This is a genomic window from Pseudoxanthomonas sp. UTMC 1351, from assembly GCF_040948865.1.
GTDB lineage: Bacteria > Pseudomonadota > Gammaproteobacteria > Xanthomonadales > Xanthomonadaceae > Pseudoxanthomonas_A.
Window position 1 is genome coordinate 75,090 of sequence record NZ_JAVGJT010000022.1, and the last position, 25,840, is coordinate 100,929.

General features: G+C 61.8%; 21 protein-coding genes and 1 tRNA gene. 9 read left to right on the plus strand and 13 right to left on the minus strand.

Going from position 1 to position 25,840, the window contains the following annotated elements:
- The gene (gene hisS, locus AB6O04_RS15610) at positions 1-1,431 is read right to left on the minus strand and encodes a histidine--tRNA ligase (protein WP_368565031.1); all 1,431 of its coding nucleotides are present in this window, start codon (positions 1,429-1,431) and stop codon (positions 1-3) included.
- A 117-nt stretch (positions 1,432-1,548) separates the two neighbouring features.
- Here hisS and AB6O04_RS15615 point away from each other — a divergent pair.
- The 6 genes from AB6O04_RS15615 (at position 1,549) to AB6O04_RS15640 (ending at position 8,982) form a co-directional block, all read left to right on the plus strand.
- A tRNA-Pro gene (locus tag AB6O04_RS15615) sits at positions 1,549-1,625 on the plus strand.
- A gap of 300 nt (positions 1,626-1,925) precedes the next feature.
- Positions 1,926-3,980, plus strand: coding sequence for a poly-beta-1,6 N-acetyl-D-glucosamine export porin PgaA (pgaA, locus tag AB6O04_RS15620; protein WP_368565033.1), 2,055 nt, complete (start codon positions 1,926-1,928; stop codon positions 3,978-3,980).
- Between the two features lie 2 nt (positions 3,981-3,982).
- Entirely contained in the window at positions 3,983-5,854 is a 1,872-nt protein-coding gene (gene pgaB / locus AB6O04_RS15625; protein WP_368565035.1) for a poly-beta-1,6-N-acetyl-D-glucosamine N-deacetylase PgaB, read from the plus strand.
- A gap of 7 nt (positions 5,855-5,861) precedes the next feature.
- Positions 5,862-7,124 (plus strand): poly-beta-1,6-N-acetyl-D-glucosamine synthase, encoded by a 1,263-nt coding sequence (gene pgaC / locus AB6O04_RS15630; protein ID WP_368565037.1) that lies wholly within the window; start codon positions 5,862-5,864, stop codon positions 7,122-7,124.
- On the plus strand, positions 7,121-7,618 hold the full coding sequence (pgaD, locus tag AB6O04_RS15635) for a poly-beta-1,6-N-acetyl-D-glucosamine biosynthesis protein PgaD (protein WP_368565038.1): 498 nt from the start codon (positions 7,121-7,123) through the stop codon (positions 7,616-7,618). Before pgaC ends, pgaD begins: the two co-directional genes overlap by 4 nt.
- Positions 7,619-7,698: 80 nt before the next feature.
- Positions 7,699-8,982 carry a CynX/NimT family MFS transporter gene (locus tag AB6O04_RS15640; RefSeq protein ID WP_368565040.1) on the plus strand — a complete coding sequence of 428 codons (1,284 nt, stop codon included), beginning with the start codon at positions 7,699-7,701 and terminating at the stop codon, positions 8,980-8,982.
- Between the two features lie 328 nt (positions 8,983-9,310).
- On the opposite strand, the gene AB6O04_RS15645 is transcribed toward AB6O04_RS15640, so the two are convergent.
- The 11 genes from AB6O04_RS15645 to AB6O04_RS15695 all read right to left on the minus strand — a co-directional run bounded on the left by AB6O04_RS15645 (position 9,311) and on the right by AB6O04_RS15695 (position 20,975).
- Positions 9,311-10,639, minus strand: coding sequence for a glutamate-5-semialdehyde dehydrogenase (locus AB6O04_RS15645; protein ID WP_368565072.1), 1,329 nt, complete (start codon positions 10,637-10,639; stop codon positions 9,311-9,313).
- 46 nt (positions 10,640-10,685) lie between these two features.
- Positions 10,686-11,837, minus strand: coding sequence for a glutamate 5-kinase (gene proB, locus AB6O04_RS15650; protein ID WP_368565042.1), 1,152 nt, complete (start codon positions 11,835-11,837; stop codon positions 10,686-10,688).
- Between the two features lie 8 nt (positions 11,838-11,845).
- Entirely contained in the window at positions 11,846-12,100 is a 255-nt protein-coding gene (locus AB6O04_RS15655) for a YciI family protein (RefSeq protein WP_368565045.1), read from the minus strand.
- Between the two features lie 135 nt (positions 12,101-12,235).
- On the minus strand, positions 12,236-13,534 hold the full coding sequence (argH, locus tag AB6O04_RS15660) for an argininosuccinate lyase (protein WP_368565047.1): 1,299 nt from the start codon (positions 13,532-13,534) through the stop codon (positions 12,236-12,238).
- 70 nt (positions 13,535-13,604) lie between these two features.
- Positions 13,605-14,555, minus strand: a complete 951-nt coding sequence (argC, locus tag AB6O04_RS15665; RefSeq protein WP_368565050.1) for an N-acetyl-gamma-glutamyl-phosphate reductase — start codon at positions 14,553-14,555, stop codon at positions 13,605-13,607.
- Positions 14,552-15,193: a GNAT family N-acetyltransferase gene (locus tag AB6O04_RS15670; protein WP_368565051.1), complete on the minus strand. Its 642-nt coding sequence runs from the start codon at positions 15,191-15,193 to the stop codon at positions 14,552-14,554. Before AB6O04_RS15670 ends, argC begins: the two co-directional genes overlap by 4 nt.
- A 3-nt stretch (positions 15,194-15,196) precedes the next feature.
- Positions 15,197-16,528, minus strand: a complete 1,332-nt coding sequence (locus AB6O04_RS15675) for an acetylglutamate kinase (RefSeq protein WP_368565052.1) — start codon at positions 16,526-16,528, stop codon at positions 15,197-15,199.
- A 96-nt stretch (positions 16,529-16,624) separates the two neighbouring features.
- Complete coding sequence (locus AB6O04_RS15680; RefSeq protein ID WP_368565053.1) at positions 16,625-17,731, minus strand: acetylornithine deacetylase; 1,107 nt, start codon at positions 17,729-17,731, stop codon at positions 16,625-16,627.
- A gap of 80 nt (positions 17,732-17,811) precedes the next feature.
- Complete coding sequence (locus tag AB6O04_RS15685) at positions 17,812-19,077, minus strand: argininosuccinate synthase (protein WP_368565055.1); 1,266 nt, start codon at positions 19,075-19,077, stop codon at positions 17,812-17,814.
- 121 nt (positions 19,078-19,198) lie between these two features.
- A complete protein-coding gene (locus AB6O04_RS15690; RefSeq protein ID WP_368565057.1) occupies positions 19,199-20,200 on the minus strand; it encodes an N-acetylornithine carbamoyltransferase in 1,002 nt (333 codons plus the stop codon).
- Between the two features lie 292 nt (positions 20,201-20,492).
- Positions 20,493-20,975: a hypothetical protein gene (locus tag AB6O04_RS15695; RefSeq protein WP_368565058.1), complete on the minus strand. Its 483-nt coding sequence runs from the start codon at positions 20,973-20,975 to the stop codon at positions 20,493-20,495.
- A 151-nt stretch (positions 20,976-21,126) separates the two neighbouring features.
- Between AB6O04_RS15695 and cysS the strand changes: the two genes are divergently transcribed.
- The 3 genes from cysS to AB6O04_RS15710 all read left to right on the plus strand — a co-directional run bounded on the left by cysS (position 21,127) and on the right by AB6O04_RS15710 (position 24,389).
- Positions 21,127-22,500: a cysteine--tRNA ligase gene (gene cysS, locus AB6O04_RS15700; protein ID WP_368565061.1), complete on the plus strand. Its 1,374-nt coding sequence runs from the start codon at positions 21,127-21,129 to the stop codon at positions 22,498-22,500.
- 114 nt (positions 22,501-22,614) lie between these two features.
- Positions 22,615-23,055: a SufE family protein gene (locus AB6O04_RS15705; RefSeq protein WP_368565063.1), complete on the plus strand. Its 441-nt coding sequence runs from the start codon at positions 22,615-22,617 to the stop codon at positions 23,053-23,055.
- Between the two features lie 98 nt (positions 23,056-23,153).
- On the plus strand, positions 23,154-24,389 hold the full coding sequence (locus tag AB6O04_RS15710; protein WP_368565075.1) for an MFS transporter: 1,236 nt from the start codon (positions 23,154-23,156) through the stop codon (positions 24,387-24,389).
- A gap of 222 nt (positions 24,390-24,611) precedes the next feature.
- Here AB6O04_RS15710 and dksA read toward each other — a convergent pair whose 3' ends face one another.
- Positions 24,612-25,682, minus strand: a complete 1,071-nt coding sequence (gene dksA / locus AB6O04_RS15715; RefSeq protein WP_368565065.1) for an RNA polymerase-binding protein DksA — start codon at positions 25,680-25,682, stop codon at positions 24,612-24,614.
- Positions 25,683-25,840 lie beyond the last annotated feature (158 nt).

The following is a 25,840-nucleotide window of genomic DNA, read 5'->3' on the forward strand; positions in this document are numbered from 1 at the left end:
TCAATGTCCCGCCAGCGTGCGCGCCTGCTCAAGTCGGGCCTGTTCCAGCTCCACCTTCAGGCTGCTGGCAAGCTCATCGCGCGGCACTTCGAACTGCTGCTCACGCTGCAGGTCCTTGACTGTCACCACGCCGCGCGCCAGTTCATCTTCACCGGCGAGCACAACGAAGCGCACGCCAGCACGCGAGGCATATTGGAATTGCTTGGCCAGCTTGCGTGGTTCCATCTGCACTTCGGTATTGATACCGCCAGCACGCAGACGCCGAGCGATGTCCAGCGAATCGGCAAGCTGGGTTTCGTCCATCAACGCCACCATGGCCTGAACGCTGCTTCCTTCGCTACCGGCGATCAATCCCGCTTCGCGCAACTGCCAGAACAACCGGGTCACGCCGATGGAAATACCCACGCCAGGCAGCTTGGATTTTGTGTAATGGCTGGCCAGATCATCGTAACGGCCACCGGAACAGATGGAACCGATTTGCGGGTAGTCGTCCAACTGCGTTTCGTAAACGGTGCCGGTGTAGTAGTCCAGTCCGCGCGCGATGGAGAAATTCAAGCAGTAGTCGCTTTCCGGCACGCCCAAAGCCTTGACCAGCTCCAACACCTCGCGCAGTTCGTTGGCGCCCTCCTGGAGCGACGCGCTTGCGCCGGAGACATGCTGGACTTGGCTCACCACTTTTTCGATCTGCTGCAGCGCGCCGGCGTGCGAACTTGAACGCATCGCGACGAAATCCAGGATTTTCTGGGTGGCGTCGGCGGAAAGACCGAAACCTTCACCCATCAATGTCTCGCGCACGTAATCGGCACCGCGCTTGTCCAGCTTGTCCACTTCGCGCAGCACCAGCGCCTGCTGTTCGCTGTCGGTGATGCCTTGCGCCTCGAAGAAGCCGCGCATGAACTTGCGGTTATTGAGCTGGATGGTGAAGGCGCCGATGCCCAGATCGCTGAAGACCGCGTGTATCACCGCGAGGATCTCGGCATCGAAGCGGATGGACAGCGCATCCTTGCCGATCACGTCGATATCGCACTGGTAGAACTCGCGGAAACGGCCGCGCTGGGCGCGTTCGCCACGGTAGACACGTTGGATCTGATAACGCCGGAACGGAAAGGTCAGTTCGTGCTCGTGTTCGGCCACGTAGCGCGCCAAGGGCACCGTCAGATCGAATCGAAGGGCCAGCTCGGGCGGGCCTTCGGCACCGTTCTCGCCGGATTTGGCCAGAGCGCCGGTGGACTGCACGAAATAAACCTGCCGCTCGGTTTCGCCGCCGGACTTGGTCAGCAGCGTTTCGGAAAGCTCGAATACCGGCGTTTCCACCGGCAGGAAACCGAAGCGCTCGTAATTGCGGCGAATCGTATCCAGCATGCGTTGGAACGCGATTTGCTCGCGAGGCAGCAGTTCCATAATTCCGGGCGGCGTACGCGGCTTGATCAAGCGAAAACTCCTGACGAAAACAATCCGTCATTCTAAGACTGAACGTCTTGCCCGGGGCAGTCGAAGAAATAACTGTTGCTGTCGATAGCGGTCTCTGAATAGAATAGTCGGCTCACACGGGGTGTAGCTCAGTCTGGTAGAGCGCTACGTTCGGGACGTAGAGGTCGCAGGTTCGAATCCTGTCTCCCCGACCAGCCGCGATGCTTTTCATCGCCGGATATGGTCTTCCCCTAACCGCCTGCCGGCGGTTTTTTCTTGTCGAACCAACCCGCACGCGTTGCCGTGCCACAGCCGCAGAGCTGGCTCATGTTCCTTCGAGTTTCGGAAGAAATGTGACGTCTATCACTTTTATTTACGAAACATTAACGCTTGTTCGTGAATTTGTGACCTAGTTCTCATATCTGAATACAATTGGCAGGCTTTGTGCGTCCACGTAACTGTGTTTGATCAAAAGCTCCCCGCAAGGGAGCAAGTCTGTACAGGGGCAGACAGCCTTGAAAAATTCAAAACTATTCGCGGCGCTTGTGTGCGCCCTGGGTGTCGTGTCGCCGTCGATTTCAGCGGCTGCCCCTCCCCGGTCGATGGATTCGCGTCCGTCCTATCAATCCTCCTTGGAGCAGGCCGCTCGCTTGCGCGATGACCGGCGCTGGCTGCCGGCGCTCGCGATCTACGAGCGTCTTCAGGCGGAACGGCCGGATGACACCGAGGTCTATCGCCTGCGGGTGCTGACGCTGGCCGAGGTCGGCAACAGCTATCTGGCCTGGCGCCAACTCCGGGCCCGCCCTGAGCTGTTCGACGCCGGGCAGCGTGAGCGCCTGGAAGCCAACTATCTGGCGCGCCTGATCGTATGGGCGCAGACCTACCCTGAAGATGAGAAAAGCCGGCTTGCGGAAGCGCGGGTAGCGGACGCCGCCATCCAGGAATATCTGCACCAGACCGGTCGCGAAGTCTCGGCGCTGCCGCGGCGCATCCGCGTGGATCGGCTGATCCTGTTGAACGAAATGGGCCGCCACCAGCAGGTGGTGGACGAATACAGGTCATTGACTGACCAACAAGGGCAGTCGTTACCTGGCTACGCCCTGCCTGCGGTCGGCGATTCGCTCATGTCCCTGAAGCGACCTGAAGATGCTGCTCCTGTGTTGGAAGCGGCGCTGAAAGCCGATCCAGATAACCCCGGCGTTCGCACACTGCTGACTTATGCGTATCTGGAAAGCGAGCAGGCGGACATCGCCGTCGCGCAATTGGAAGCCTATCGGGCTGCGCAACCGCCGTGGCGGCGCATGGCGGGTGCCAAGCAGAACGCCCAGAACTGGGGACGCTACGACGCCGATGTCAATCTGGCGATGCTCCACGCCTACACCGAGAATCTGCCTGGCGCAGACACCATGCTGTCGGAGATGCTGGCAATTGCCCCGAACAACGCCGGCCTGCAGTCCTCGTTGGGCACGGTGTACATGATGCGCGGCTGGCCTTCGCGGGCGCTGGAACGCTTTCGTATCGCTTCCACAGTGGATGAACGCAACGTCGAATCGCGTATCGGGCAGGTCGAAGCGCTGACCGTTCTGCGGCGCGACGACCAGGCGATCTCCCTGCATGACCAGCTGCTGCGCGACTATCCCAACCAGCCGAGCGTGCAGCGCATGGATCAGATGTGGCGCAATCATCGCGGTTGGCAATGGCGAACCTACGTGAGCGGCGACCGCAGTGACGGCAACACCGGGAACTCACCGCTCGGCAGCCGCGATGGCCAGTATGGCGTCGAAGTACAGACGCCGATCCTCGGCGACCGCTGGCGTTTGACCGCGGGCGCGGACGATCGTTGGGCCGATTTCCAGCAGCAGCGCGTCCATTACCGTCGCCAAGGCGTCGGCGTGCGCTACGCCTACGACCAGCTGGACACTTCGCTTTCGGCATACCACGCCAATGATCGCGTGGGCGGCACCGGCATCGATTTCGACGCCAATTGGCGTTTCAGCGACACCTGGGAGGGCAGCGTGCAGTTGCGCCGCAACGATGCCGAAGCCTCGCTGCAGGCGCGCGCGTCCGGCATCACCGCCGATAGCGCCGGCGTGGTCCTGGCGTATACGAGGGACGAGCGCAGTGCCTTCCGCTTCGGCGCCACCCAATGGCGCTATGAAGATGGAAATCGCCGCACCGGGGTGAACCTGTCGGCCGATCAACGCCTGCTATCGCGACCGTATTTTCTGCTCAACGGCTTTGCGGGGCTTTACGCCAGCCACGGCAGTCGCGACGACACGCCCTACTTCAATCCGTCACGCGACGCATCGATGGAACTCGGTCTGCGCGCCGACCAACTGGTGTGGCGGGACTACGACTATCACTTCCGCCATCGCCTCACCGTGTCCGCCGGGCCTTACTGGCAGGACGGCTATGGCAGCGCCTGGGTGCCATCGCTGGCTTACCGGCACGAATGGCAGTTGGGGATGGGTCATGTTCTGACGTACGGCGTCAGTTGGTCGCGCCCCGTGTACGACGGGAACCGTGAAGAACGCTTCGGCTTCGATGCCGAACTGCGGTGGGGAGAATGATGATGAGTATTTCGCGCCGACACTGGCGGTTGCTGTTGCTGCTCACGGTGTTCTGTTGGATACCCAGCTTCAGTGCCTTGGCCGCCGAGCCCTTGCTGGTCCTGAGCTATCACGATATTCGTGACGACGTAGCGCTGAAAGGCGACGCCGACGCCTACGCGGTCAGTACGCAGAACTTCGCCGCTCACCTTGATTGGCTTGCCGGCCACGGCTATCACCCGGTTTCGATGTCGCAGGTGGTTGCGGCTTCGAAAGGCGCACCGCTGCCATCGAAGCCCGTGCTGATCACGCTCGACGATGGTCTGCGAAGCCTGTACACCCATGCCTTTCCTCTGTTGCGCGCCTACAACTATCCGGCGGTGGCAGCGGTGGTGACAGATTGGGTGGACTTGCCGGCTGATCGACGCGTCGACTATGGCCCTCGGCTGTTCACTCATGATGACTTCGTTACCTGGGAACAACTGCGCGAGATGCAGGACAGCGGGCTGGTCGAAATCGCCAGTCACTCGCATGCACTGCATCAGGGCGTGCGGTCCAATCCACAGGGCAATTCGACACCTGCCGCGATCACCCGCATCTACGATCCGCTTACCCAGCGCTACGAAACCGAAGCAGAATTCCGCGCGCGCGTACGTGCTGATCTGGCTCGCAGTACCCGCCTGATCAAGCAGCATCTGGGCCATGCACCGCGCCTCATCGTGTGGCCATACGCCGCATACAACAGCGTGACCAATGGCATCGCCGAAGAGCTCGGCATGGCGATCTCGTTCGACCTGGAAGGCCGCAGCACGCCGATGCCGTCGGATCTGCATGGCCTGGCCCGCTTGCTGGTGGCGGACAATCCGACCGTGGCCGATCTTGCCTACAGCCTGCGCCACCCGGTCGAAGAGGCTGGCGTACGCGCATTACAGGTCGATCTGGACTCCGTCTACGATGCCGACCCGCAGCAGCAGGCACGCAACGTGGATACGCTGATCGAGCGGGTGAAGCGTATCGGCCCCACTCACGTCTACCTGCAGGCGTTCGCCGATCCGGACGGAAATGGTGCAGCGGATGCGCTGTACTTCCCCAACCGTTTTCTCCCGGTGCGGGCGGACCTTTTCAACCGTGTGGCTTGGCAGCTGAGTACCCGTGCCGATGTGTCGGTGTACGCCTGGCTGCCCGTACTGGCTTACCAATTGCCGGACGCGCAGCAGAATCGCGCACTGAGCATCGCCAGTGCCGAGGCTGACGGTATTCCGCGCCTGGATTTCACCCAGCCGGAAGTGCTTCGCATCGTATCCGGGATCTATGAAGACATCGCCGCCAATTCGTATCTCAAAGGCCTGCTCTTCCACGATGACGCATACCTGCGCGACAGCGAGTTGACCACGTTGGCCAATGGCCAGACCGCTGCGCGCACGCAGGCGCTGATCGATTTCACCTTGGCCTTGAAGCGCTCCGCCGAACGTTGGCGGCCGAAGCTGAAGACGGTGCGCAACTTGTATGCACGCCCGGTGCTGGAGCCGGCCAGCCAGGCGTGGTACGCACAAAGTTTGGACCTGTTCAACCGCGCCTACGACTACACCGCATTGATGGCGATGCCCTGGATGGAAGGCAGCAAGCACCCGGAAGCTTGGCTGGACGAGCTGGTTGCCGCCGTGCGCCAGCACGATCCGCAATTGACACAGACGATGTTCGAACTGCAAACGGTCGACTGGAATACCCGCAAACCGATACCTGGCGAGCGAATCAATACGTTGGCACGACGTTTGCAAGCACATGGAGTGAGACACCTGGCGTGGTATCCCGACGATTTCATCGGTGATCACCCGCGCTTGCCCCAGGCACGCGCCGGCATGTCGGCCCGCAGCTTCCCGTACGAAGAACGATGAGGTCGCCATGAACCAGACCCTCGACATCCAGCCCCTCACCATCTTGTTCCAATTCGCCTTTCTCTATCCCATCGTGATGTCCTTTTTCTGGATGTCCGGCGGCCTGTACTACTACTTCCGGCGCGAACGCCATGCGCGGCCGCGTACGGACCCGCCGCCAATGGCGGAATTCCCGTTCGCCACATTGCTGATTCCCTGCCATAACGAGGGCGACAACGCCGAGGAAACCATCGAAGCCGCGCTGGCGCAGAACTATCCCAACTTCGAGATCATCGCGATCAACGACGGCAGCCGCGACAACACGGCCGAGGTGCTCAATGCGCTGGCGGCCAAACACGACCGCCTGCGCGTCATCCACCTGGATCGCAACCTGGGCAAGGCCAACGCCTTGCGCATGGGTGCACTGGCGGCGCGCTCGGAATACCTGGTCTGCATCGATGGCGATGCTCTGCTGGACGAATACGCGACACACTGGATGGTCTGGCACCTGACCTCCGGGCCGCGCGTGGGCGCGGTCACCGGCAACCCGCGCATCCGTAACCGCTCGACCCTGCTGGGCCGCCTGCAGGTGGGAGAGTTCTCCTCCATCATCGGCATGATCAAACGCGCACAGCGGGTGTACGGACGCATCTTCACCGTGTCCGGCGTGATCAGTGCTTTCCGCCGCACCGCCCTGCACCGCATCGGCTATTGGTCCGATGACATGGTGACGGAAGATATCGACATCAGCTGGCGCCTGCAGTTGGATCATTGGGACATTCGTTACGAACCCAATGCACTGTGTTTCATCCTGATGCCGGAAACGCTGAAGGGTTTATGGCGTCAGCGCCTGCGCTGGGCCCAGGGCGGCGTGGAAGTACTGCGCCGGCACGGGGCTACGTTCTTCGAATGGCGCAAGCGCCGCATGTGGGGCGTCCTGGCCGAATACCTGTTGAGCGTGCTGTGGGCCTACACGATGCTGTTGATCATCGTGCTGTGGGCACTGGGCAAGTTCATCGAACTTCCGCCTGCTCTGTACATACATACCATCCTGCCTTCCTGGCACGGTGTGATCCTGGCCTTGGTCTGCATGTTGCAATTCGCCAGCAGCTTCGTGATCGATCGCCGCTACGAGACGCAGGTGGGCCGCAATTACTTCTGGATGATCTGGTATCCGATGGCGTTCTGGCTGCTCAGCCTGTTCACCACCGTGGCCGCGGTCCCGAAGACACTGTTTAAAAAGCGCGGCAAGCGCGCTACCTGGGTCAGCCCAGACAGGGGTATCCGATGAAATACGACTCTCGCCTTATCCGCAAACCATATGCGCAAGCTCCCCTGAAGCGCGCCGTCTGGGGTTTTGTCACGGCCGCTTTCTGGGGTTTGTACATCTACATGTGGCTGCCGCTGGTCACCTTGCTGCTTTGGCTGATGGGTGTGCGCACGACATTTTTCGAGCTTTATGCGCGCAATCATCATGTCGATTCCTTCCTGGTGTTCGCCATCCCCATCATCGCCACGGCCTGCGCACTGGTGCTGATCACGTGGGCCGAATACAACCGGTTCCGCTTTTCCTCGCTTGATCGGCGTGCGCCACAACGGGATGTCACGTCCGCAGAAGTTGCCGAAAAGCTGGGCGCCACCGCAGAACTGGCGCAGATGCTGGGACAAGCCAAGGTCACGACGCTGCGCATGAGCGAGCGTGCCGAACCGGAATCGATGCAGCCTGTGATTCCAACGGGCAATCTTCCGCCTGGCAATCTCGGGTTGGCGACGGCCTCCATCTGACCCATCTCCAAGCCGTAGGAACGGTGTGTCCTCAGCGACACACTGTTCCACATCGGATTCGGCAACGTGCGTAGCCGATAATGGCGGGGATGAAATCCCCCAACGCATCCCCCACGTTCCACTCTCACCCCGCCAGCGCCCCCCTTTGGTCCGGGCGCGGCTTGGTGCTGGCCGGCATCATCTTGTCGGCCTTCAACTTGCGCACGGCTGTGACCTCGTTGACGCCGTTGCTCGATCAGCTCGGCGATCTGTTCGGTTTCGGTGCGACCATGACGGGTGTTTTCGGCATGCTGCCCACGGCAGCCTTCGCCGCTTTTGGCGCACTGACACCCGCCATTGCCCATCGCATCGGCCTGGAGCGCACCGCATTGTTGGCGATGCTGCTGGCCCTGCTGGGCCTGTTGCTGCGCAGCTTTGCTGGAGGGACCGTCGCATTGCTGGCCGCGTCGCTCACCGCGCTCGCTGGCATGGGCATTGGCAATATCGTGCTTCCGCCGCTGGTCAAGCGCTACTTCGCGGACCGCGTGGGTACGGTCAGCACGCTCTACATCACGGTCCTGCAAGCCGGCACGATCCTGCCGGCCTTGTTGGCGGTGCCGGTAATGGCCGCCATGGGCTGGCGAATTTCGCTGGGCATGTGGTCGTTGATCGCAGCCGCGGCGGTGCTGCCTTGGTTGGCGGTGCTGTGGCGGGAACGTCGCCATGACAGCGCGTTGGCCCAGCTTCACGACCAGGCGGTCACTCCGGGCGATGAAGCGCCAGAACTGACCGCTCCACCCGGTCGCGGCCGTACTTGGCGTTCTCCTATCGCGTGGGGCATGGCGTTAATGTTCGGCATGACCTCGCTGATCACCTATTCGATGTTCACGTGGTTACCGAAACTGCTGATCGAATCCGGCGGAACCCAGGCGCTGGGCGGTGCCATGGTGGCGTTGTTCTCCACCTTTGGTTTGATTTCATCCTTGACCATGCCTGCGCTGGCCGTGCGGATGCGCAATCCATATCGTGTGGTGGTGGTGTGTGCCGGCTTTTATCTGGCGGCGTTCGCGGGCCTGCTTTGGGCGCCGACGACGCTGCCGGCGCTGTGGGTGGCTTTGCTCGGCCTGGGCCCCAGCACTTTTCCCCTTGCGTTGACCATGATCAATCTACGCACGCGCACGCCAGCCGGCTCGGCATCGCTGTCGGGCTTCATGCAGGGCGTGGGTTATTCGCTGTCCTGCGTCGGCCCGGTAGCTTTCGGACTGTTGCACGAGCACTCGCATGGTTGGTACTGGCCGTTCGCGTTCCTGTGCTTGTGCATCGTGGTGCTGTTGATTGGCGGCTATCTCGCCTGCAAGCCGCGTTATCTGGAAGACACCTGGTAAATTGCGCAGAAGCCGCTCACGATCTCGCGCTTGCACTGTGACGGCAGGAGATAGCAAATAGCCGCTGAGGGCGGCTCTCGTAGACCGGAACAACGTCGGCTCTACGTTCGCGCCGAAGCAAGAGCAGCCGAGCAAGCTCGGCTCTACGAAAGCGCCAGGCTCGGGGAAGTTCCCCAGGGCTGTCATGTAGAGCGGAGCTTGCTCCGCTGCTCTTGTCAGACGGCACATTGGCCGAACGCGGATCGGAGAGCAGCCGAGCAAGCTCGGCTCTACGAAAAGCGGCATACCTGGCTATTCGCCATGCCTCCCGAAATAGTAGACAGGCCTTTTACAGAAGGTCTGGGTGACGAACCTGCCCTTCCCCACGCACGACAAAGCGCTCGACGGTCAATGATTCCGCACCCATGGGGCCGTAGGCGTGCAGGCGTGTCGTCGAAATGCCGATCTCCGCACCCAGGCCCAATTCGCCGCCATCGGAAAACCGCGACGATGCGTTGACCATCACCACCGCCGAACGCAACGAGTGGATGAAGCGATCGGCGATGGCTTGGTCTTGCGTGACAATCACTTCGGTATGGTCGGAGCCAAAGCGACGAATGTGCGCGATGGCATCATCGAAACTATCGACCACGCGAACGGCCAGGATCAGGTCCAGGAATTCGGCGGCATAGTCCTCTTCGGTTGCCGCCTTGGCGTCAGTCAACAGGTCGCGTGAATGCGAGTCCCCGCGCAACTCCACTCCGCGCGCACGCAGCGCTTCACCGGCCTTGGGCAGGAACGCCGCGGCGACATCGGCGTGCACCAGCAACGTCTCCAATGCATTGCAAACGCCTGGACGAGAGGCCTTGCCATCCAACAACAAGCGCAGCGTCAGTTCCAGATCGGCGCTCCGGTCCACGTAGAGATGGCACACGCCCTTGTAGTGCTTGATCACCGGCACGCGGGCGTGTTCGGCAACGAATCGGATCAGGCCTTCGCCGCCGCGGGGAATCGCCAGATCGATGATGTCGGTAAGTTGCAGCAGTTCCACCATGGTGTCGCGGCGCAGGTCTTCCACCAGGGTCACGGCCGCGTCCGGCAGCCCAGCGTCGCGCAGCGCACGCTTCAGTGATGCCGCGATGGCGGTGTTGGAATGAATGGCTTCGGAGCCCCCACGCAGGATCACGCCGTTGCCGGCCTTCAAGCACAACGCAGCGGCATCGGCGGTAACGTTGGGGCGGGCTTCGTAGATCATCGTCACCACACCCAATGGCACCCGCACGCGTTCGATCGCGATGCCGTTGGGCCGTACTTCGTGCCGGGTCACCTGCCCCACCGGGTCGGGCAGTTCGGCCACTTCGCGTACTGCATTGGCGATACTGGCTAGACGCCCGGCATCGAGGCGCAGCCGATCCAGCATGGCGCCAGTCACGCCCTTGGCGCTGGCGGCATCCATGTCCCGGCCGTTGGCTGCCAGAATCGTATCGGCATCGGCGTCCAGCGCTGCCGCCATGGCTCGCAACAAATCGTTCTTGGCAGCGGTGGATAGCTGCGCGATGTCCATCGCGGCATCGCGACATTGAAGAGCTTGTTGCTTGATGTCGGTCATTGTTGCGTTCCAGACAAAGCCTAAGGTTCCTTGTGGGAGCGACGTGAGTCGCGACCGTGAAGCACACAGCACGAAAAGCGTCGCGACTCACGTCGCTCCCACAAGGTAAAAATTTCTACAGAAGCGCCAGATCATCGCGGTGGATGATGTTCTCGCCATAGCTGTAGCCGAGTATGCCTTCGATATCGCGCGAGTGTCGCTGCGCGATTCTGCGAATGTCGACAGCCGAGTACTGAACGATCCCCCGAGCGATGCGGCGGTCACCATCGCCGTCGCGCAGCGACACTTCCACCATGTCGCCGCGACGGAAATCGCCCTCTGCCGTAATTACGCCTCCAGGCAGCAGCGAAGCGCCCTTCTGCACCAGCGCCTGCGCCGCGCCAGGATCGATCAGGACTTTCCCGCCAGCTTCAGCCGGTGCATTGCGCAGCCAATACTTGCGCGCGGCCAACCGATTCTGTGCCGGCCGGAAGCGGGTCCCTCGCAGCTGGCCTTGCGCCAATAGCCGCACCGCTTCGGCGCTGGTGCCGTCGAACAAATAGGTTTCGATGCCAACGGCCGCCGCCTTGGCTGCGGCTTCCAGCTTGGTGCGCATGCCGCCGGTACCCACACCGCTGCCGGGATCGCCTGCCATGGCGAAAAATTCCGGCGTCAGCGCTTCGACTTCGTCGATGGGCCTTGCATCAGGGTCGACGCGTGGATTGGCGGAATAGAAGCCGGCGATATCGGTAGCGATGAACAACGCATCGGCATCGATCAGTGCCGCCACCATGGCCGCCAGGTTGTCGTTGTCGCCCAGCTTCAATTCGTCCACCGAGACGGTGTCGTTTTCGTTGACGACAGGAAGCGTGTGCAGCGCCAGCAGTTCACGCAACGTAGCGCGCGCGTTGAGATAGCGGCGGCGGTTGCGTAAATCGTCATGAGTCAGCAGCACCTGCGCGACGGGCCGCTCGAAGAAACGTTGCCATAGCCCGATCAGCTGCGCTTGTCCAAGTGCGGCCAACGCCTGGCGTTCGGCCATCGCCGCGCCGGATTGCGGCTTGCGGTGCAGGATGGCGCGACCGGCAGCCACCGCGCCGGAGGACACGATCACCACTTCGCGTCCAGCCGCCAAGCTGGCGGAAACGAATTGCGCCAGGCCTAGTGCGTGACGCGGGCTGAGACCCTCACCGTCGGCCGCCAGCAGGCTGCTGCCGACCTTGAGCACCGCCCGGCGCCAATTAGGTAGCGACTGTTCAATAAAACGGGGCACGATAGGCGGGGTCATGGGCTGGCTCAGCGAGTGTTCCATTCGTATATGGTGAGCGTCGAAGATCCGTAAGTAGTTAGCGGATCGCGATGAACGATAGCTTGTGCTTCTTCCTGGCTGTCCGCCTTCAGCACATAGGCGCCGCCGCTCTTGTCGCTGAAGCCACCGGTCATTTCCAGTTGGCCCGCAGCTCTGAGTTCATCCAAGAAAGCCAGATGCGGCGCGATGACTTCATCGCTGAAGTTTGGTTTGCGCATAGCCATGACCAGGTATCGTTTCATTTCGTCTCGTCGGTTTCTCTGTTCAACGCTGCGGAAGTCATGGCAAGAGAGCCTACCTTGTGGGAGCGACGTGAGTCGCGACCGGAAACATCAACGTCGCGACTCACGTCGCTCCCACAAGGAGGGCTTACGAAATCAGCTGTCCAAGTCAGCTAGCCGCGCGCGCAATTCATCCAAACGCAAATCTGCAGCCGCACCTGGTGAAACACGCGCGGCCAGACTCGATTCCGGCGTACGCCCTTCGCCCGCACTTCCGGCGGACGCCGCGGCCGCTTTGTAAGCTTCGCGAAACGGCACGCCAGCCACGGCAGCATCCACCGCCACATCGGTCGCATACATGCCTGAATCGATCGCCGCACGCAGCTTGTCTTCGCGCCATTCCAGATTGGCTAGCAAAGCAGGCAGCAGTTCCAGCGCGGGCAAGCCGCGGCTGAAACCGTGGAAGATGGCGCCCTTGCTGGCTTGCAGGTCGCGGTGATAACCGGAAGGCAGCGACAGCAGCTGTTCGATTTCAGTGCGTGCCGCCGCCACGCTGGCGTGAGTGGCGCGCATCAATTCGATCACGTCCGGATTGCGCTTGTTGGGCATGATCGAACTGCCAGTGGTGTACTGCGCCGGCAGTGCCACAAAACCGTATTCCGCGCTGGTGAACAGCGACAGATCCCACGCAATGCGGCGCAGGTCCAACGTGGCGCTACCCAATGCTTCGAGCGCGGCCATCTCGAACTTGCCGCGCGACAGCTGCGCATAGATGGGGCTGATCTGCATCCGGGCGAAACCCAGTGCCTCGGTGGTGTGCTCGCGGTCGAGCTTGAGATTGACGCCGTAGCCGGCAGCGGTGCCCAACGGATTGGCATCCACCAGCTTCAAGGTATCGCCCGCCCGGATGGCGTTGTCGATGAACGCTTCCGCCCAGCCCGCCCACCACATGCCGGCCGACGACACTACCGCGCGCTGGATATGCGTGTAGCCGGGAACCGGCAGACTGCGTTCGGCCTCTGCGCGGTCCAGCGCGACCTTGGCGATGCTGCGGGAAAGATCGGCTACACGCGCCAGCTTCTCCTTCAGCCACAAGCGCGTGGCGACCAGAATCTGGTCGTTGCGACTGCGGCCGGTATGGATCTTGCGGCCGGCATCGCCCAGCCGCTCGGTCAGACGCGCTTCGATGGCGGAGTGGCAGTCTTCGTAGCGTTCATCCAGCACGAAGCGGCCGGCACGGAAATCTTCCGCCAGCACCGCGAGCTCACGCCTCAGGCCTTCCAGCTCATCGGCCGACAGTATGCCAATGCGCTGCAATCCTTCTGCATGCGCAGTGCTGGCCTGGATGTCGTGCAGGAAGAATTCGCGATCCAGCACGACATCGTCGCCGGCCAGAAAGCGCTGGATTTCCGCATCGACAGTGACGCCAGGTTTTTGCCACAACAAATCAGACATCGATCAACTCCGCGTAGGGTGGGCCCAGACCCACCGTATGGTGCATGGTGGGCCGGGGCCCACCCTATGTTTATTCCGTCGGAATCGAGGTCAGTTCCTCGAACCCGAACGCCAGATTGAGGTTCTGCATCGCCTGCGTCGCCGCGCCTTTCAGCAAATTGTCCAGCGTCGCCACCACCACCAGCCGCTTGCTGCCTGGCGCCACCGTGAACCCGCCGATTTCCACCCCGTGCCTGCCGGCGATGCGGCTGACCCAAGGTGCTTCTTCGAGAATGTGGATCAACGACTCGCCGGCGTAACGCTGCTGGTACAGGTCGCGAATGGCTTCCACCTTCACCGGCTGCTGCAACCACAGGTTGACCGTCATGGTGATGCCGCGGAAATGCGGCGCCACATGCGGCATGAACTCCACCGGCACGCCTAGACGACGCGACACTTCGCGTTCGTGCATGTGATCGGTCAGTGCGTACGGCATCAGGTTATCGCGCAACAGTTCCGGATTGTTCTTGTCCGAAGGTGTCGTGCCGGCACCGGAATATCCCGACACCCCAAAGCACTGCGGCGGGCCCGCCAACTGATCGAGCAACGGGGCAATGGCCAACTGCATCGCCGTGGCGTAGCAACCAGGATTGCTGATGCGCTTCTGCCCTTCATAACGGCTGCGGGTCAGTTCCGGCAAGCCGTAGTACCAGTCTTCGTTGAAGCGATAGTCCGCCGACAAATCCACGACGACCGTATCGGGCGCCTGTGCGTCAATGGCAGCCACCAGTTCGGCGGCCTTGCCGTTGGGTAGCGCCAGGATCACCGCATCCATGCCGCTGCTGCCAACCTGTTCGTGGCTGAGGCTTTCGTAGCGCATATCGCCCGAGAACTCGGCGATATGGTCGCTGACCTTCTGCCCGGCCAACTCGCGTGAAGAAACGAAACCCAGCTCCAACTGCGGGTGGCGGGCAATCAGTCTGATCAATTCGGCGCCGGTGTGGCCGCGCGCGCCGACAATGCCGACGGTCTTCTTGTTCATAAGCCGGCTCCTGCCGTTTCAGCACGCTCAGCGTGTTGTTCCAGCTTGAATAGCAGGTTGCGTTTCACGCCCGGCCATTCGCTGTCGATGATGGAAAAGATGACGGTGTCGCGCGGTGTGCCGTCGGGGTGGCGGCGATGATTGCGCAACACGCCATCCTGCTTGGCGCCCAGCCGTGCGATGGCCGCCCGCGAGCGGTGATTGAACCAACTGGTCTCGAACACCACGCTGATGCAGCCCAGCGTCTCGAAAGCATGCGTCAGCAACAGCAGCTTGGTTTCGGTATTGACGCCAGTGCGCTGCACCTTGGGTGCGTACCAGGTGTAGCCGATGGTCAGTTTCGGTACCGCCGGCTCGAGATCGTAGAAGCGGGTACTGCCAACGATTTCATCCTGCGCATTGCGGATGACGAAAGGCAGCCAGCGGCCTGCAGCCTCGCCTTCCACCACCACATCGATATAAGCGCTCACGTCGGCAGCCTTCGGCACCTGTGTATACCAGAGGCGAGACAAAGCATCACCGGCCAACGCAGCGCGCAGGCCGTCAATATGATCGCGTTCCAAGTGCTCCACCGACGCATGCTGGCCTTTCAAGCGCGACACAGTCCGCCATGTTTCGGGGACGAGTTCGGTCGTCATTGCTCAATCCACCAACGTAGCCGGCAACCTGCGGCAATGCACAACACAGCGCTCGATATCGCGGAAATCTTCGATGCCATACCAGAACACCTTCCAATTCTCTTGCTTATAGCAGCCATCGGATTCGGCGTAGTAGAAGATGTTGACTTGGTTGTTGTGCCGCGAACGCCAGAACAACCGTGGATTTTCCTCACGCATCACATGCCATACGGCACGTCCAAGCCCCTCGCCCTGCGCATCGTCCAGTACGGCGAACTTGTCCAGGTAGGTGGCCATGCCATCGTTGAGCAATTGCTCCTGGGTCAGGATCAGCGCGGTGCGATAGTTCTCGCTGACATAGACGCGATGCGGCTGTGTGCGCTCGAAGTAATCGGGCAACAGCTTGCGGCCGAAACTGGATTCGATCAGGCCACGCAGCCGGTCCAGATCGATGCCCTCCCAACTATCGAAACGCAAAACCCGCTCGCCCCGCCGCACCAGCGTGCCGGAGCCGCGGTGAGTGAACAGCTCCTTGGCCAGTTCGGCCGGCTTGGTGATCGATACCGATGACGTCAGCGGCAGCTTGTCCAAGAGCGCCTTGATCTGTTCGATCTTGACCCGCATGCCGCCGTTGATCCACGGCTGCGCCATCAGTTCGTCGTACTCGGTAGACAGGTTGATCGAGTCGAGCACCTTGCCATCCGCGCCCAGCAGACCGCCGGTACCGGTGAGAAAGATGATCTTGTACGGCTGCAGCACCTGTACCAATTCGTTGGCGGCGAAATCGGCGTTGATGTTGAGTATCTGGCCGCCCGCCGTTTCGCCCAGGCTAGCGATCACCGGAATGGAACCGGCATGCAGGCTGGCCTCGATAGGCGCCAGGTTGATGCGATTCACCTCGCCCACCAAACCATAAGTGTCCTTATCGAGATACTCGGCCTCGAACACGCCGGATACGATGGAAGTCGCGCGCGCGCCGGCTTGCTGCAGCGCTTCCACCAGCGCCAAATTTTGCTGCAGGAACACCTTGCGCACGATGGCCAGCACTTCCGGCGTGGTCACTCGCAGACCGTTGACGGTCTGCTTCTCGATGCCGGCCGCGGTCATTTCCTCATCCAACTGCGGGCCGGCGCCATGCACGACGATGGGCGTCAGCCCGACTTCCTGCAGGAAGGCCAACGAGGAAGTCAGCGCCTCCAGATCGTCGCGCAGTACCGCCCCGCCCACTTTGACCACGGCGAAGCGCTTGGCGTCCAGCTGAGAAAAGCGCTTGACGTACTGCGATATCTCTTTCGCGCTGGCCATGCTGGACAGCAAGCGGATGATGGTCTGACGGGTTTGTTTGTGCGATTCCATGTCGGTTGGTTTCTTTCGTCTTGTTGCGTAGGGTGGGTCCCGGCCCACCATTGCCGATCCGCGGAAGGTGGGCCAGGGCCCACTCTATGAATCGGATCAATTCTTGTTTGCCAGTATCCGCACCACGCTATCGGCGTAGCTTTGCAGTTGTTCGAGCGACACCCACTCATCCGCGGTATGCGCCTGCGCGATATCGCCCGGGCCATACACCAGCGCGGTCAGGCCCGCTTGCGAGAACAACGAAGCCTCCGTCCAGAAATCCACCGCGTTGCCGATCGGCAGGCCTAGCTCGTCGGCCAGGTCACGCGCAGCCAGTCGCCGTTCTTCAGCCCGCGCCACGTCGCCGGAAGGCAGCGACGGACCTCGGAAGGTTTCTTCGTACTCGGCCAGCGCATCGGCATTGGCGAAGCCGCGGAACTGCGCGTGCAACGCGTCCATGTCCTGCGAGGGCAACGGACGGAAACCGAACCGCACCTCGGCACTGGGCGCGATCATATTCGCCTTGATGCCGCCTTCGACCCGTCCGATGTTGAAGCGCAAGCCAGTGAGTCCGCCGAATCGCAGATGATGCTGCGCTTGCACGAAATCCAGTGCAGTCGTGCCCCAGCGCATGGCGTTATGCAGCGCACTCAGCGACAACGCGTTCTCGGCTGACGCATGCCCTGCCTGCCCCTTGAAGGCCATACGCACCGCGCTGATGCCGCGGTGCGCCAACACGGCCTGGCCCTGGGTGGGCTCGGCAATGATCGCTTCCTGGAATCCGTGGTCGCGTGCCAGCGCATTCCGGTTCAAAAACGCGGCAATGCAACGCGGATCATTGGCTTCTTCGTCGCTGCTGAACAAGAACGCGGCGTCGCCTTGCGTCACGTGTGCGGCCGCGATCAGGCACGCTGCCGCGCCCTTGATATCGCACGCACCCAACCCGATCGCGCGATCCTGTGTTACTCGCAGTGTCAACGGATCGGCCGTCCAGGCCGGCGACGACGGCACGGTATCAAGATGCACGTTGAACACCCGCTTCGGCTGGCCGCGCACGGCAAACAGCGACACCGCCCCAGCACCATGATCGATCACCTCGACCGCGAAATCCGGTAACTGCGCACGGATGTATTCGAAGATGCCGCCGGTGGTGATCGCCCGCGGCGGATTGCGGGTATCGAAGGACACCAGAGCTTGGAGATGGGGAAGGATTTGATTGAGCATGGCTTGGTTGTTTTCAAAAAAGCGGGAATGGGGAAGCGGGAATGAAACTTGGCGGCGAGCCACAGCAGAATGGGTCGGCTTCAGGTCTTGGAATCTTCCATTCCCCGTTCCCTATTCCCTGTTCCCGCTCTTAGCTCTTTACCCCCCCCGCTTCTGTTCACTTCAGCCCACAACGTCGAACTCATTCCAAACAGCTTGATGAAGCCTTCCGCCTCTTCCACGCCCCAGTCGGCCGATTGCGCGTAAACCGCGCCTTTGGCGTGCAGCAGGTGCGGCGACTTGATGGCGACGGCATCGACGCGGCCACCACGGGTTTCCAGCACCACTTCGCCGTTGACGGTCGCCTGGGAGGATTTCAAGAACGCCTCCAGGTCCGTCTTGATGGGGTCGTGGTAGAAGCCCTCATAGACCACTTCCACCCACTTGCGCGCCACGTCTGGCTTGAAGCGATTCTGCTGCTTGGTCAGCACGGCCTCTTCCAGTGCACGATGCGCGGCGAGCAGTGAGATCAGGCCAGGCGCCTCGTACACGATGCGGCCTTTCAAACCGATGGTGGTGTCGCCGGTGTACATGCCACGGCCAACGCCGTACGGCGCGAACAGGCTGTTCAACTTGGCCAGCAGCTTGGCGCCTTCCATCGGCTGGCCGTCCAGCGATACCGCTTCGCCATTCTTGAAACCGAGCGTGACCTGCAACGCCTGCTCTGGCCATTCGCTGCGCGGCGCGCACCAGCCGCGGGAGCCTTCGCCAGGCGCTTCCCAACGATCGATCTCGCCACCGGACAGCGTCACGCCCAGCAGATTCTCATTGATGGTGTAGCTCTTCTGCTTGGCGCGCACGCCGAAGCCGCGTTCTTCGAGGTATTGCTGTTCGTAGGCGCGGGTCTGCGTGTGTTCTTTCTGGATTTCGCGGATCGGCGCGACGATCTGATAGTCGCCGGAGGCCTTCACCGCCAGGTCGAAACGCACCTGATCGTTGCCCATGCCGGTGCAGCCATGCGCGATGGCCTTTGTTCCCAACTCAGCCGCACGCTTCAACGCCGCGTCGACGATCAAATAGCGATCCGATACCAGCAGCGGATATTGGCCTTGGTAACCCTCGCCCGCCCATACGAACGGCTTGACGAAGCCGTCCCAGATAGCAGGGCCGCCGTCGACCGTGACGTGGCTGGCAGCGCCCAGCTCCGCCGCACGCTGTTCGATGTACGCCCGCTCCTCCGCGTCCACGCCGCCGGTATCGGCGAACACGGTATGCACGGCCCAACCGCGCTCCTGCAGATAGGGAATGCAGAAACTGGTGTCGAGGCCGCCGGAGAAGGCGAGGACGATGTCTTTCTTGGGAGTCATGTGGGGGCTCTCATAGGGTGGGCCCAGGCCCACCATTGGAAGAATGAAACGTGGAGATAGGAAGCGAAGCGATAGAACTAAAACGGTATCGGCGAGATGGCAACGGCGGGCCGGGGCCGCCCTATTTGATCAAGGCCGCCATGATCGCCTTCTGCACATGCAGGCGGTTTTCCGCCTCATTGATAGCAATGCACTGCGGCGAATCCATGACGGCGTCGGTGGCCTTGACGTTGCGGCGCAGCGGCAGGCAGTGGCTGAAGACACCGTTATTGGTCAGCGCCATCTTGGCTTCATCAACGATGAAGTGTTTGTACTGGTCGCGGATGGGTTTTTCCGGCTCCCAGTTGCCGAAGAACGGCAAAGCGCCCCAGCTTTTGGCGTAAACAACATCGGCACCGGCATAGGCGCTATCGATGTCATGGCTAACCGTAAGCGAGCCGCCACTTTCCGCGACGTTCTGCTCAGCCCAGCCCATGTAGCGCTCATCCAGGATGTAGTCCGGCGTGGGGCACAGCAGCGTTACGTCCATGCCCATGCGGGTCGCTATGGTCAGCGCGGAATTGGCCACCGCGGTGTTCAGCGGCTTGGGGTGATAGGTCCACGTCAGCACGTACTTCTTGCCGCGCAAATCCGACGTGCCAAAGTGCTCCTGCAGGGCAAGCGCATGCGCCAGCTCCTGGCAGGGATGGGTGATGGTTTCCATGTTGATCACCGGCACCGGCGAATACTGGGCGAAGCTCTTCAGCACGATGTCTTCGCGATCGACGGCCCAATCGATGAACTTCGGAAACGCGCGCACGCCGATCAGGTCCACGTAGCGGCCCAGCACCCGCGCCACTTCCGCGATGTGCTCCTCGGTATCGCCATCCATGACCGTGCCCAGGTTGAACTCGATGGGCCAAGCGTCCTTGCCCGGCTGCAGCACCACCGCATGGCCGCCCAGCTGGAAGGCGCCCAACTCGAAACTGGTGCGGGTACGCATGGAGGGATTAAAGAACACCAACGCGATCGATTTACCCTTGAGCGCGTCGCCCAGCTTGTGCTGCTTGTACAGCGTAGCCTGCGTCAGCAAGGCATCGAGGTCGGAGCGGCTCCAGTCCTGCGTGTTCAAGAAGTGCTTCATGACGTAATGATTCCAAGGCCTTTTGGGGGAGCCTGGTCGTGGATGACCGGACTCTTGCGGAGGGAAATGCGTGCTTCAGAAATACATGTTTCAGAAACGAAAAAACCCAGCCTCAGGCTGGGTTCCGGTGTGACAGGTGAAAACGTCCGGGCGACCCAGCTAGGAGCAGGATTCCGGTCGACGGGCACGCGACGTCATGCTCGAGGCCATCCGGGCGGCGCTGTCAGCATGCATGTGCACGTTCATCTTCATGGGGCCGAATGCTCGCACGTGCTGCGCTGCGGCGCAAGGCTCACGGCGTGACGGCAGCCTGGACCGGCGGCACGTAAGGCGCGACCGACACGCGGATGCGCAGCCGGTTGCCCGGATCTTCAGCCAAACGGGAGCGGTACTTGGTGCCCTTATAGATGTAGTCCACGTCGTAGGCGATGGGACGGCGGAATTCCCGCTCCACCGGTACGACACGGCAATTGGCTTGGATGGGCTCCGACTTCGGCTCCGGCTCCGAACTGTCATCGGAAAACATGCCCCGAATCGAATCCATCATGCGGTTCCAGCGCCCCTCTCCCTCTTTGGCACTTGGGTCGATCTTGGGCGGCGGCGGCAAATCGTCGCACTGCTGTTCGGTGCGGCTGGCCCGCAAGGTCTGGTAAACCGGCTCCACGCTCAATACCTGCGCGTAGTCCAAGCGCACGTTCTCGGCCAGAACCACCCGTTCCTGGGCGGCGGCCTGCGTGGTCAACAGCAGTGCGAGCAGTGCGGAGTAACGAAACAAAGGCGACGGCCGGAGCAAAGGTGGAAGTCCTAGGGCCACAGTTTAGGGCGCGAGGCTTGAGTGGGGCTGAACACCCACCCTGCTCCGCGAGCCGCTGCCGCGCCAAAGCGCCAGCCTGTAGAATCGCGGGGCTTCCCCTCGCCCCAAATCCATGACCCTGCGCCTGCATAACAATCTGACGCGCCGGGTCGAGCCCTTCGCGCCGCTCGACCCCGCCTGCCCCACGATGTATCTCTGCGGGCCGACCGTCTATAACTACGTGCATATCGGCAACGCCCGCGGCCCTGTGGTATTCGGCGTGTTGTCCGCGCTGCTGCGCCGGCGCTACGGAGCGCTGCGATACGCCCGCAACATCACGGACGTGGACGACAAGATCAACGCCGCGGCCAAAGAACAGGGCGTGCCGATTTCGGTCATTACCGACCGCTACGCCGAGGCCTATCGTCAGGACATGGCCGGATTGGGTGTCAGCGGCCGGTTCTCTCCGGATATCGAGCCGGAAGCCACGGCCCATATTCCGCACATCATCGGGATGATCGAACGGCTGATAGAGAATGGCCATGCTTACGCGGCCGAAGGACACGTGCTGTTCGCGGTCGCCACGTTCCCGGATTACGGCAAGCTCTCGCGCCGGGATCCGGATGAAATGCTGGCCGGCGCGCGCGTGGAAGTGGCGCCGTACAAGCGAGATGCCGGCGACTTTGTGCTGTGGAAACCGTCCACCGACGATCTGCCCGGCTGGGATTCGCCTTGGGGCCGCGGCCGGCCTGGCTGGCACATCGAATGCTCGGCGATGATCAGCGCTCATTTCGGTGAAACCATCGATATCCACGCGGGCGGCGTGGACCTGCAATTCCCGCACCACGAAAACGAGATAGCGCAAAGCGAATGCGCGCACGGGGGCAAGATATTCGCGCGCTTCTGGATGCATAACGGCATGCTGAATTTCGGCGGTGCCAAGATGTCCAAGTCGGTGGGCAACATCGAACGCGTGCACGATCTGCTGCAACAGCATCCGCCGGAAGCCCTGCGTTACGCCCTGCTTTCTGCTCATTACCGGCAGCCGCTGGACTGGTCGGACACCTTGATCGAGCAATCCGTGCGTACGTTGGACCGCTTGTACGGCACGTTGCGCGATCTGGCGGATTTGACGGCCGAAGCCACCATTCCGCAAGTTATCGAAGATGCCCTGGACGACGATCTGAACACGCCACAGGCCTTGGCCGAAGTGGCGCGCATCGCAGGCGAAGCCCGCAAGGCTTCCGCCAGCGATAGGCTGCGGCTGAAATCAGAGCTATTGGGTGCGGGTGTGGCACTGGGCTTGCTGCAACAAGATCCCGCGGCCTGGTTCGCCAGAGGTGCGTCAAGCGACGACGATTCCCGCATTCAGGCACTGATCGATGAACGCGCGGTCGCGAAGAAAAGCCGCGACTTCGCCCGCTCCGATGCCATACGGGATCAACTGGCCGCCGAAGGTGTTCTGCTGGAGGACACGCCTCAGGGCGTACGCTGGAAGCGTGGGTAACAGCCCACAAAAGCCAGTTTGTAAGAGGGTGTCGTGGTGAACGCACCAACCACTCAACCTCTCCCCAACCCTCCCCTGCCTTCGCTGGGGAGGGAGCCGAACCAAGAGCACAACGTGACTGAGAATATTTTCCCCCTGGAACCCACCGCTGCTGAAGCACAGCAAGCCATCAAGGAAGAATTCGCTTTCTTCGGCGACTGGTCCGAGCGTTACCAGTATTTGATCGATCTGGGCCGCAAGCTGCCGGCGTTTCCCGAGCAATGGAAGAAGGAAGAGCACCGACTGCTGGGCTGCCAGTCGCTGGTGTGGATCGTCCCGCAAGGTGATGCGCAGCGGCTGGATTTCCATGCCATCAGCGATTCGGCCATCGTCTCCGGCCTGATCTTCCTCGCGCTGCGCGTATATTCCGGCCGCTCCGCCGCTGAGATTCTGGCGACCGATCCAGATTTCATCGCCGATATCGGTTTGGCCAAACATCTCTCGCCGACCCGCAGCAACGGTCTGACCGCCTTGCTGGCCTTCATCCGCGATACCGCGCAAAGCCAGCGTGACTGAAGGCGTTGCCGGCGAGAACACGCTTCTGAAGAGCACGCTTCTGAAGAACACGCTTCCGAAGAACACTCCCTGGAAAGCACGCTCTGGAAAGCACGCCTCTGAATAGCCCACCTCCGGAGAGCTCGCCGCTGCTGCGCACGCAGTTCGCGACGCTGCTGACCTACCGCATCCTGTCCATCCTGTCGTACCAGATAACCTCGGTCACGGTGGGCTGGCACGTTTATGAGCTGACCCGCAATCCGCTGTCGCTGGGCCTGATCGGATTGGCGGAAGTGATTCCGTACTTCTGCTTTGCGCTGTTCGCCGGCTACGCGGTCGACCATTTGCCGCGGCGCAAATTAGGCTTGGCGGCCTGCGTCTGCCTCAGCATCACCGGACTGTTGCTGACCGCAATCTCCGCGGGCTGGCTGCCCAGTCAAAACGTGTGGATGATCTACGCAGCGATCGCCGTTACCGGTGTGGCGCGCGCGTTTCTGACGCCCATCTACAACGCGTTGTTCGCACGCGTGTTGCTGCGCGAACAATTCGCCCGTGGCGCCAGCTTCGGCAGCGTGGCTTTCCAAGCGTCCCTGGTTACCGGTCCGGCTATTGGCGGCGTGTTGGTGGGCTGGGCCGGCAAAACCGCTGCATACTCGACCGCAGCGGCATTGGCGCTGCTGGCCGGCATGGTACTGCTGCGGTTGCGCGTAGCCGAACCGGTCGCCGAGGGCACACGCTCGCCGATATTCACCAGCATCGGCGAAGGTTTGCGCTTCGTCTTCGGCAATCAGATCATCCGGGGTGCACTGGCGCTGGACATGTTCGCCGTGCTGTTCGGTGGCGCGGTGGCGGTACTGCCGGCCTTCATCCAGGAAATCCTGCATTACGGACCGGAAGGCCTGGGCATTCTGCGCGGCGCACCCGCGCTGGGCGCGGTCGCAATGGGTTTGTGGCTGACCCGGCATCCGCCCGGGCAACGGGCCGGCCGCTGGCTGCTGATGGCGGTGGCGGGATTCGGCTTGTGCATCATCGGATTCGGCCTGTCCACGCATTTCTGGCTGTCGGCCACGCTGCTGCTGATGTCGGGCGTGTTCGACAGCGTATCGATGGTGTTGCGCTCGACCATCCTGCAGCTGGCGACGCCGGACCATATGCGTGGCCGCGTGTCGTCGATCAACGGCATCTTCATCGGCTCATCGAACGAGTTGGGCGCGTTCTATTGCGGATCGATGGCGCGGCTGCTCGGCCTGGTGCCGGCGGTGGTGCTGGGCGGCTTCATGACGTTGGGTGTTGTTGGCGTCACCACGTGGAAGGCACCGGCGCTGCGCAGGTTGAATATCAAGGACTTGCATTGACCGACCTTGTAGAGCGGAGCTGCGCCCCGCGATAGCATCGAGTCAATAGCAATAATGCCGTCGCAACGGCGAGCGATAACGAATAGCTCGTAGATCGCAAGTCGGCTCGCGCGCGATCAGCGGAGCAAGCTCTACGAAAAACACACCGCATCCCTCAGGATACGAGCACCTAAAAAAACCCCGCACTCGGCGGGGTTTTTCGAACACAAGCAAAGCGGCCGTTTAGTCGCCCTGCTGCTTCTGCATGTGTTCCCAGCGCTCCTGCGCATCGATGGTGCGTTCGGCGGTCAGGCGCGCTTCCAGGCGCTCCAGGCCGATCTCTTCACCGGTATCTACGCAATACCCATAGTCGCCCGCATCCAGGCGCTTGAGCGTGCTGTCGATCTTGCCGATCAGCTTGCGATAGCGATCGCGGGTGCGCAGTTCGAGCGAATTTTCGGTTTCGCGGGTAGCGCGCTCGGCTTCATCGCCGATGTCGCGCACTTCGTCTTTCAGGTTTTCGATGGTCTGCTTGGATTCTTCCACCAGATCGGCGCGCCAATCGAGCAACCGCTTGCGGAAGTACTCCAGCTGTAGCGGGCTCATGTACTCCTCTTCCACCGAAGGCTTGTAACCCGGAGGAATGATGGGGCGGCCGGTGGTTTCATCTGTCTTGTACGGCACTTCCTTGACCTTGCCGCGCACCACCGGCGCGCTGGGTCTTGCGGCGACCGCGACGGCGACTTTGCCGACGGGACGCGGAATGGGGGCTTGCTTGGCAATCACGGGAGTGGCAGCAGGAGCGTTTTTAGCGGATTTCGTGGGGGTTTTCGAGACGGGCACTGGCTTCTGTGGGGACGGAGCCTTGGCAACGGGCTCTGGTGCCGCCTTCGCTGCAGCTTTAGGGGCTACAGGCGCTTGGACATGAGAGGACGCTGCCTTGGGGGGAGCAGATTTGGCCGGAGCCGGCTTGACGGCCGGTTTCGGTACGGGTTTTGCGGCCGGCTTGGCAGCAGCCTTCGGCGCAGCCTTTGTAGATGGCTGGGTTGCCGGTTTGCTGGCTGGCTTCTTCGCCACCGGCTTGGCAGCGGGCTTCTGGGCCGCGGCCTTGCTCACAGCAGGTTTCTTGGCGACAACCGCTTTGCCTGCTGCGGGCTTCTTGGCGGCGACCGGTTTGGCCGTCGTCTTCTTGGCAGCCGGTTTTGCGACCGGCTTTTTGGCAGCAGCCTTCTTCACGACAGGCTTCTTGGCGGAGGTCTGGGCGGGTTTCTTGGCGGCCTTGACGGCCTTCTTCGCAGGTTTTTTTGCAGCCACGAACAGCGCTTCCTTGTTCTTCCCGATAACCGGGAAAGCGCGACTTTATAGCCTACCCAGCGAGCAGCGGCAAGCTAGTGCTTGTTTATCGTCACTGGGTTGAGTCACGTTGGTTCCCGCTTGCCCGGGAGTTTGGCCAGGTATTAGCGGCGTCCCCC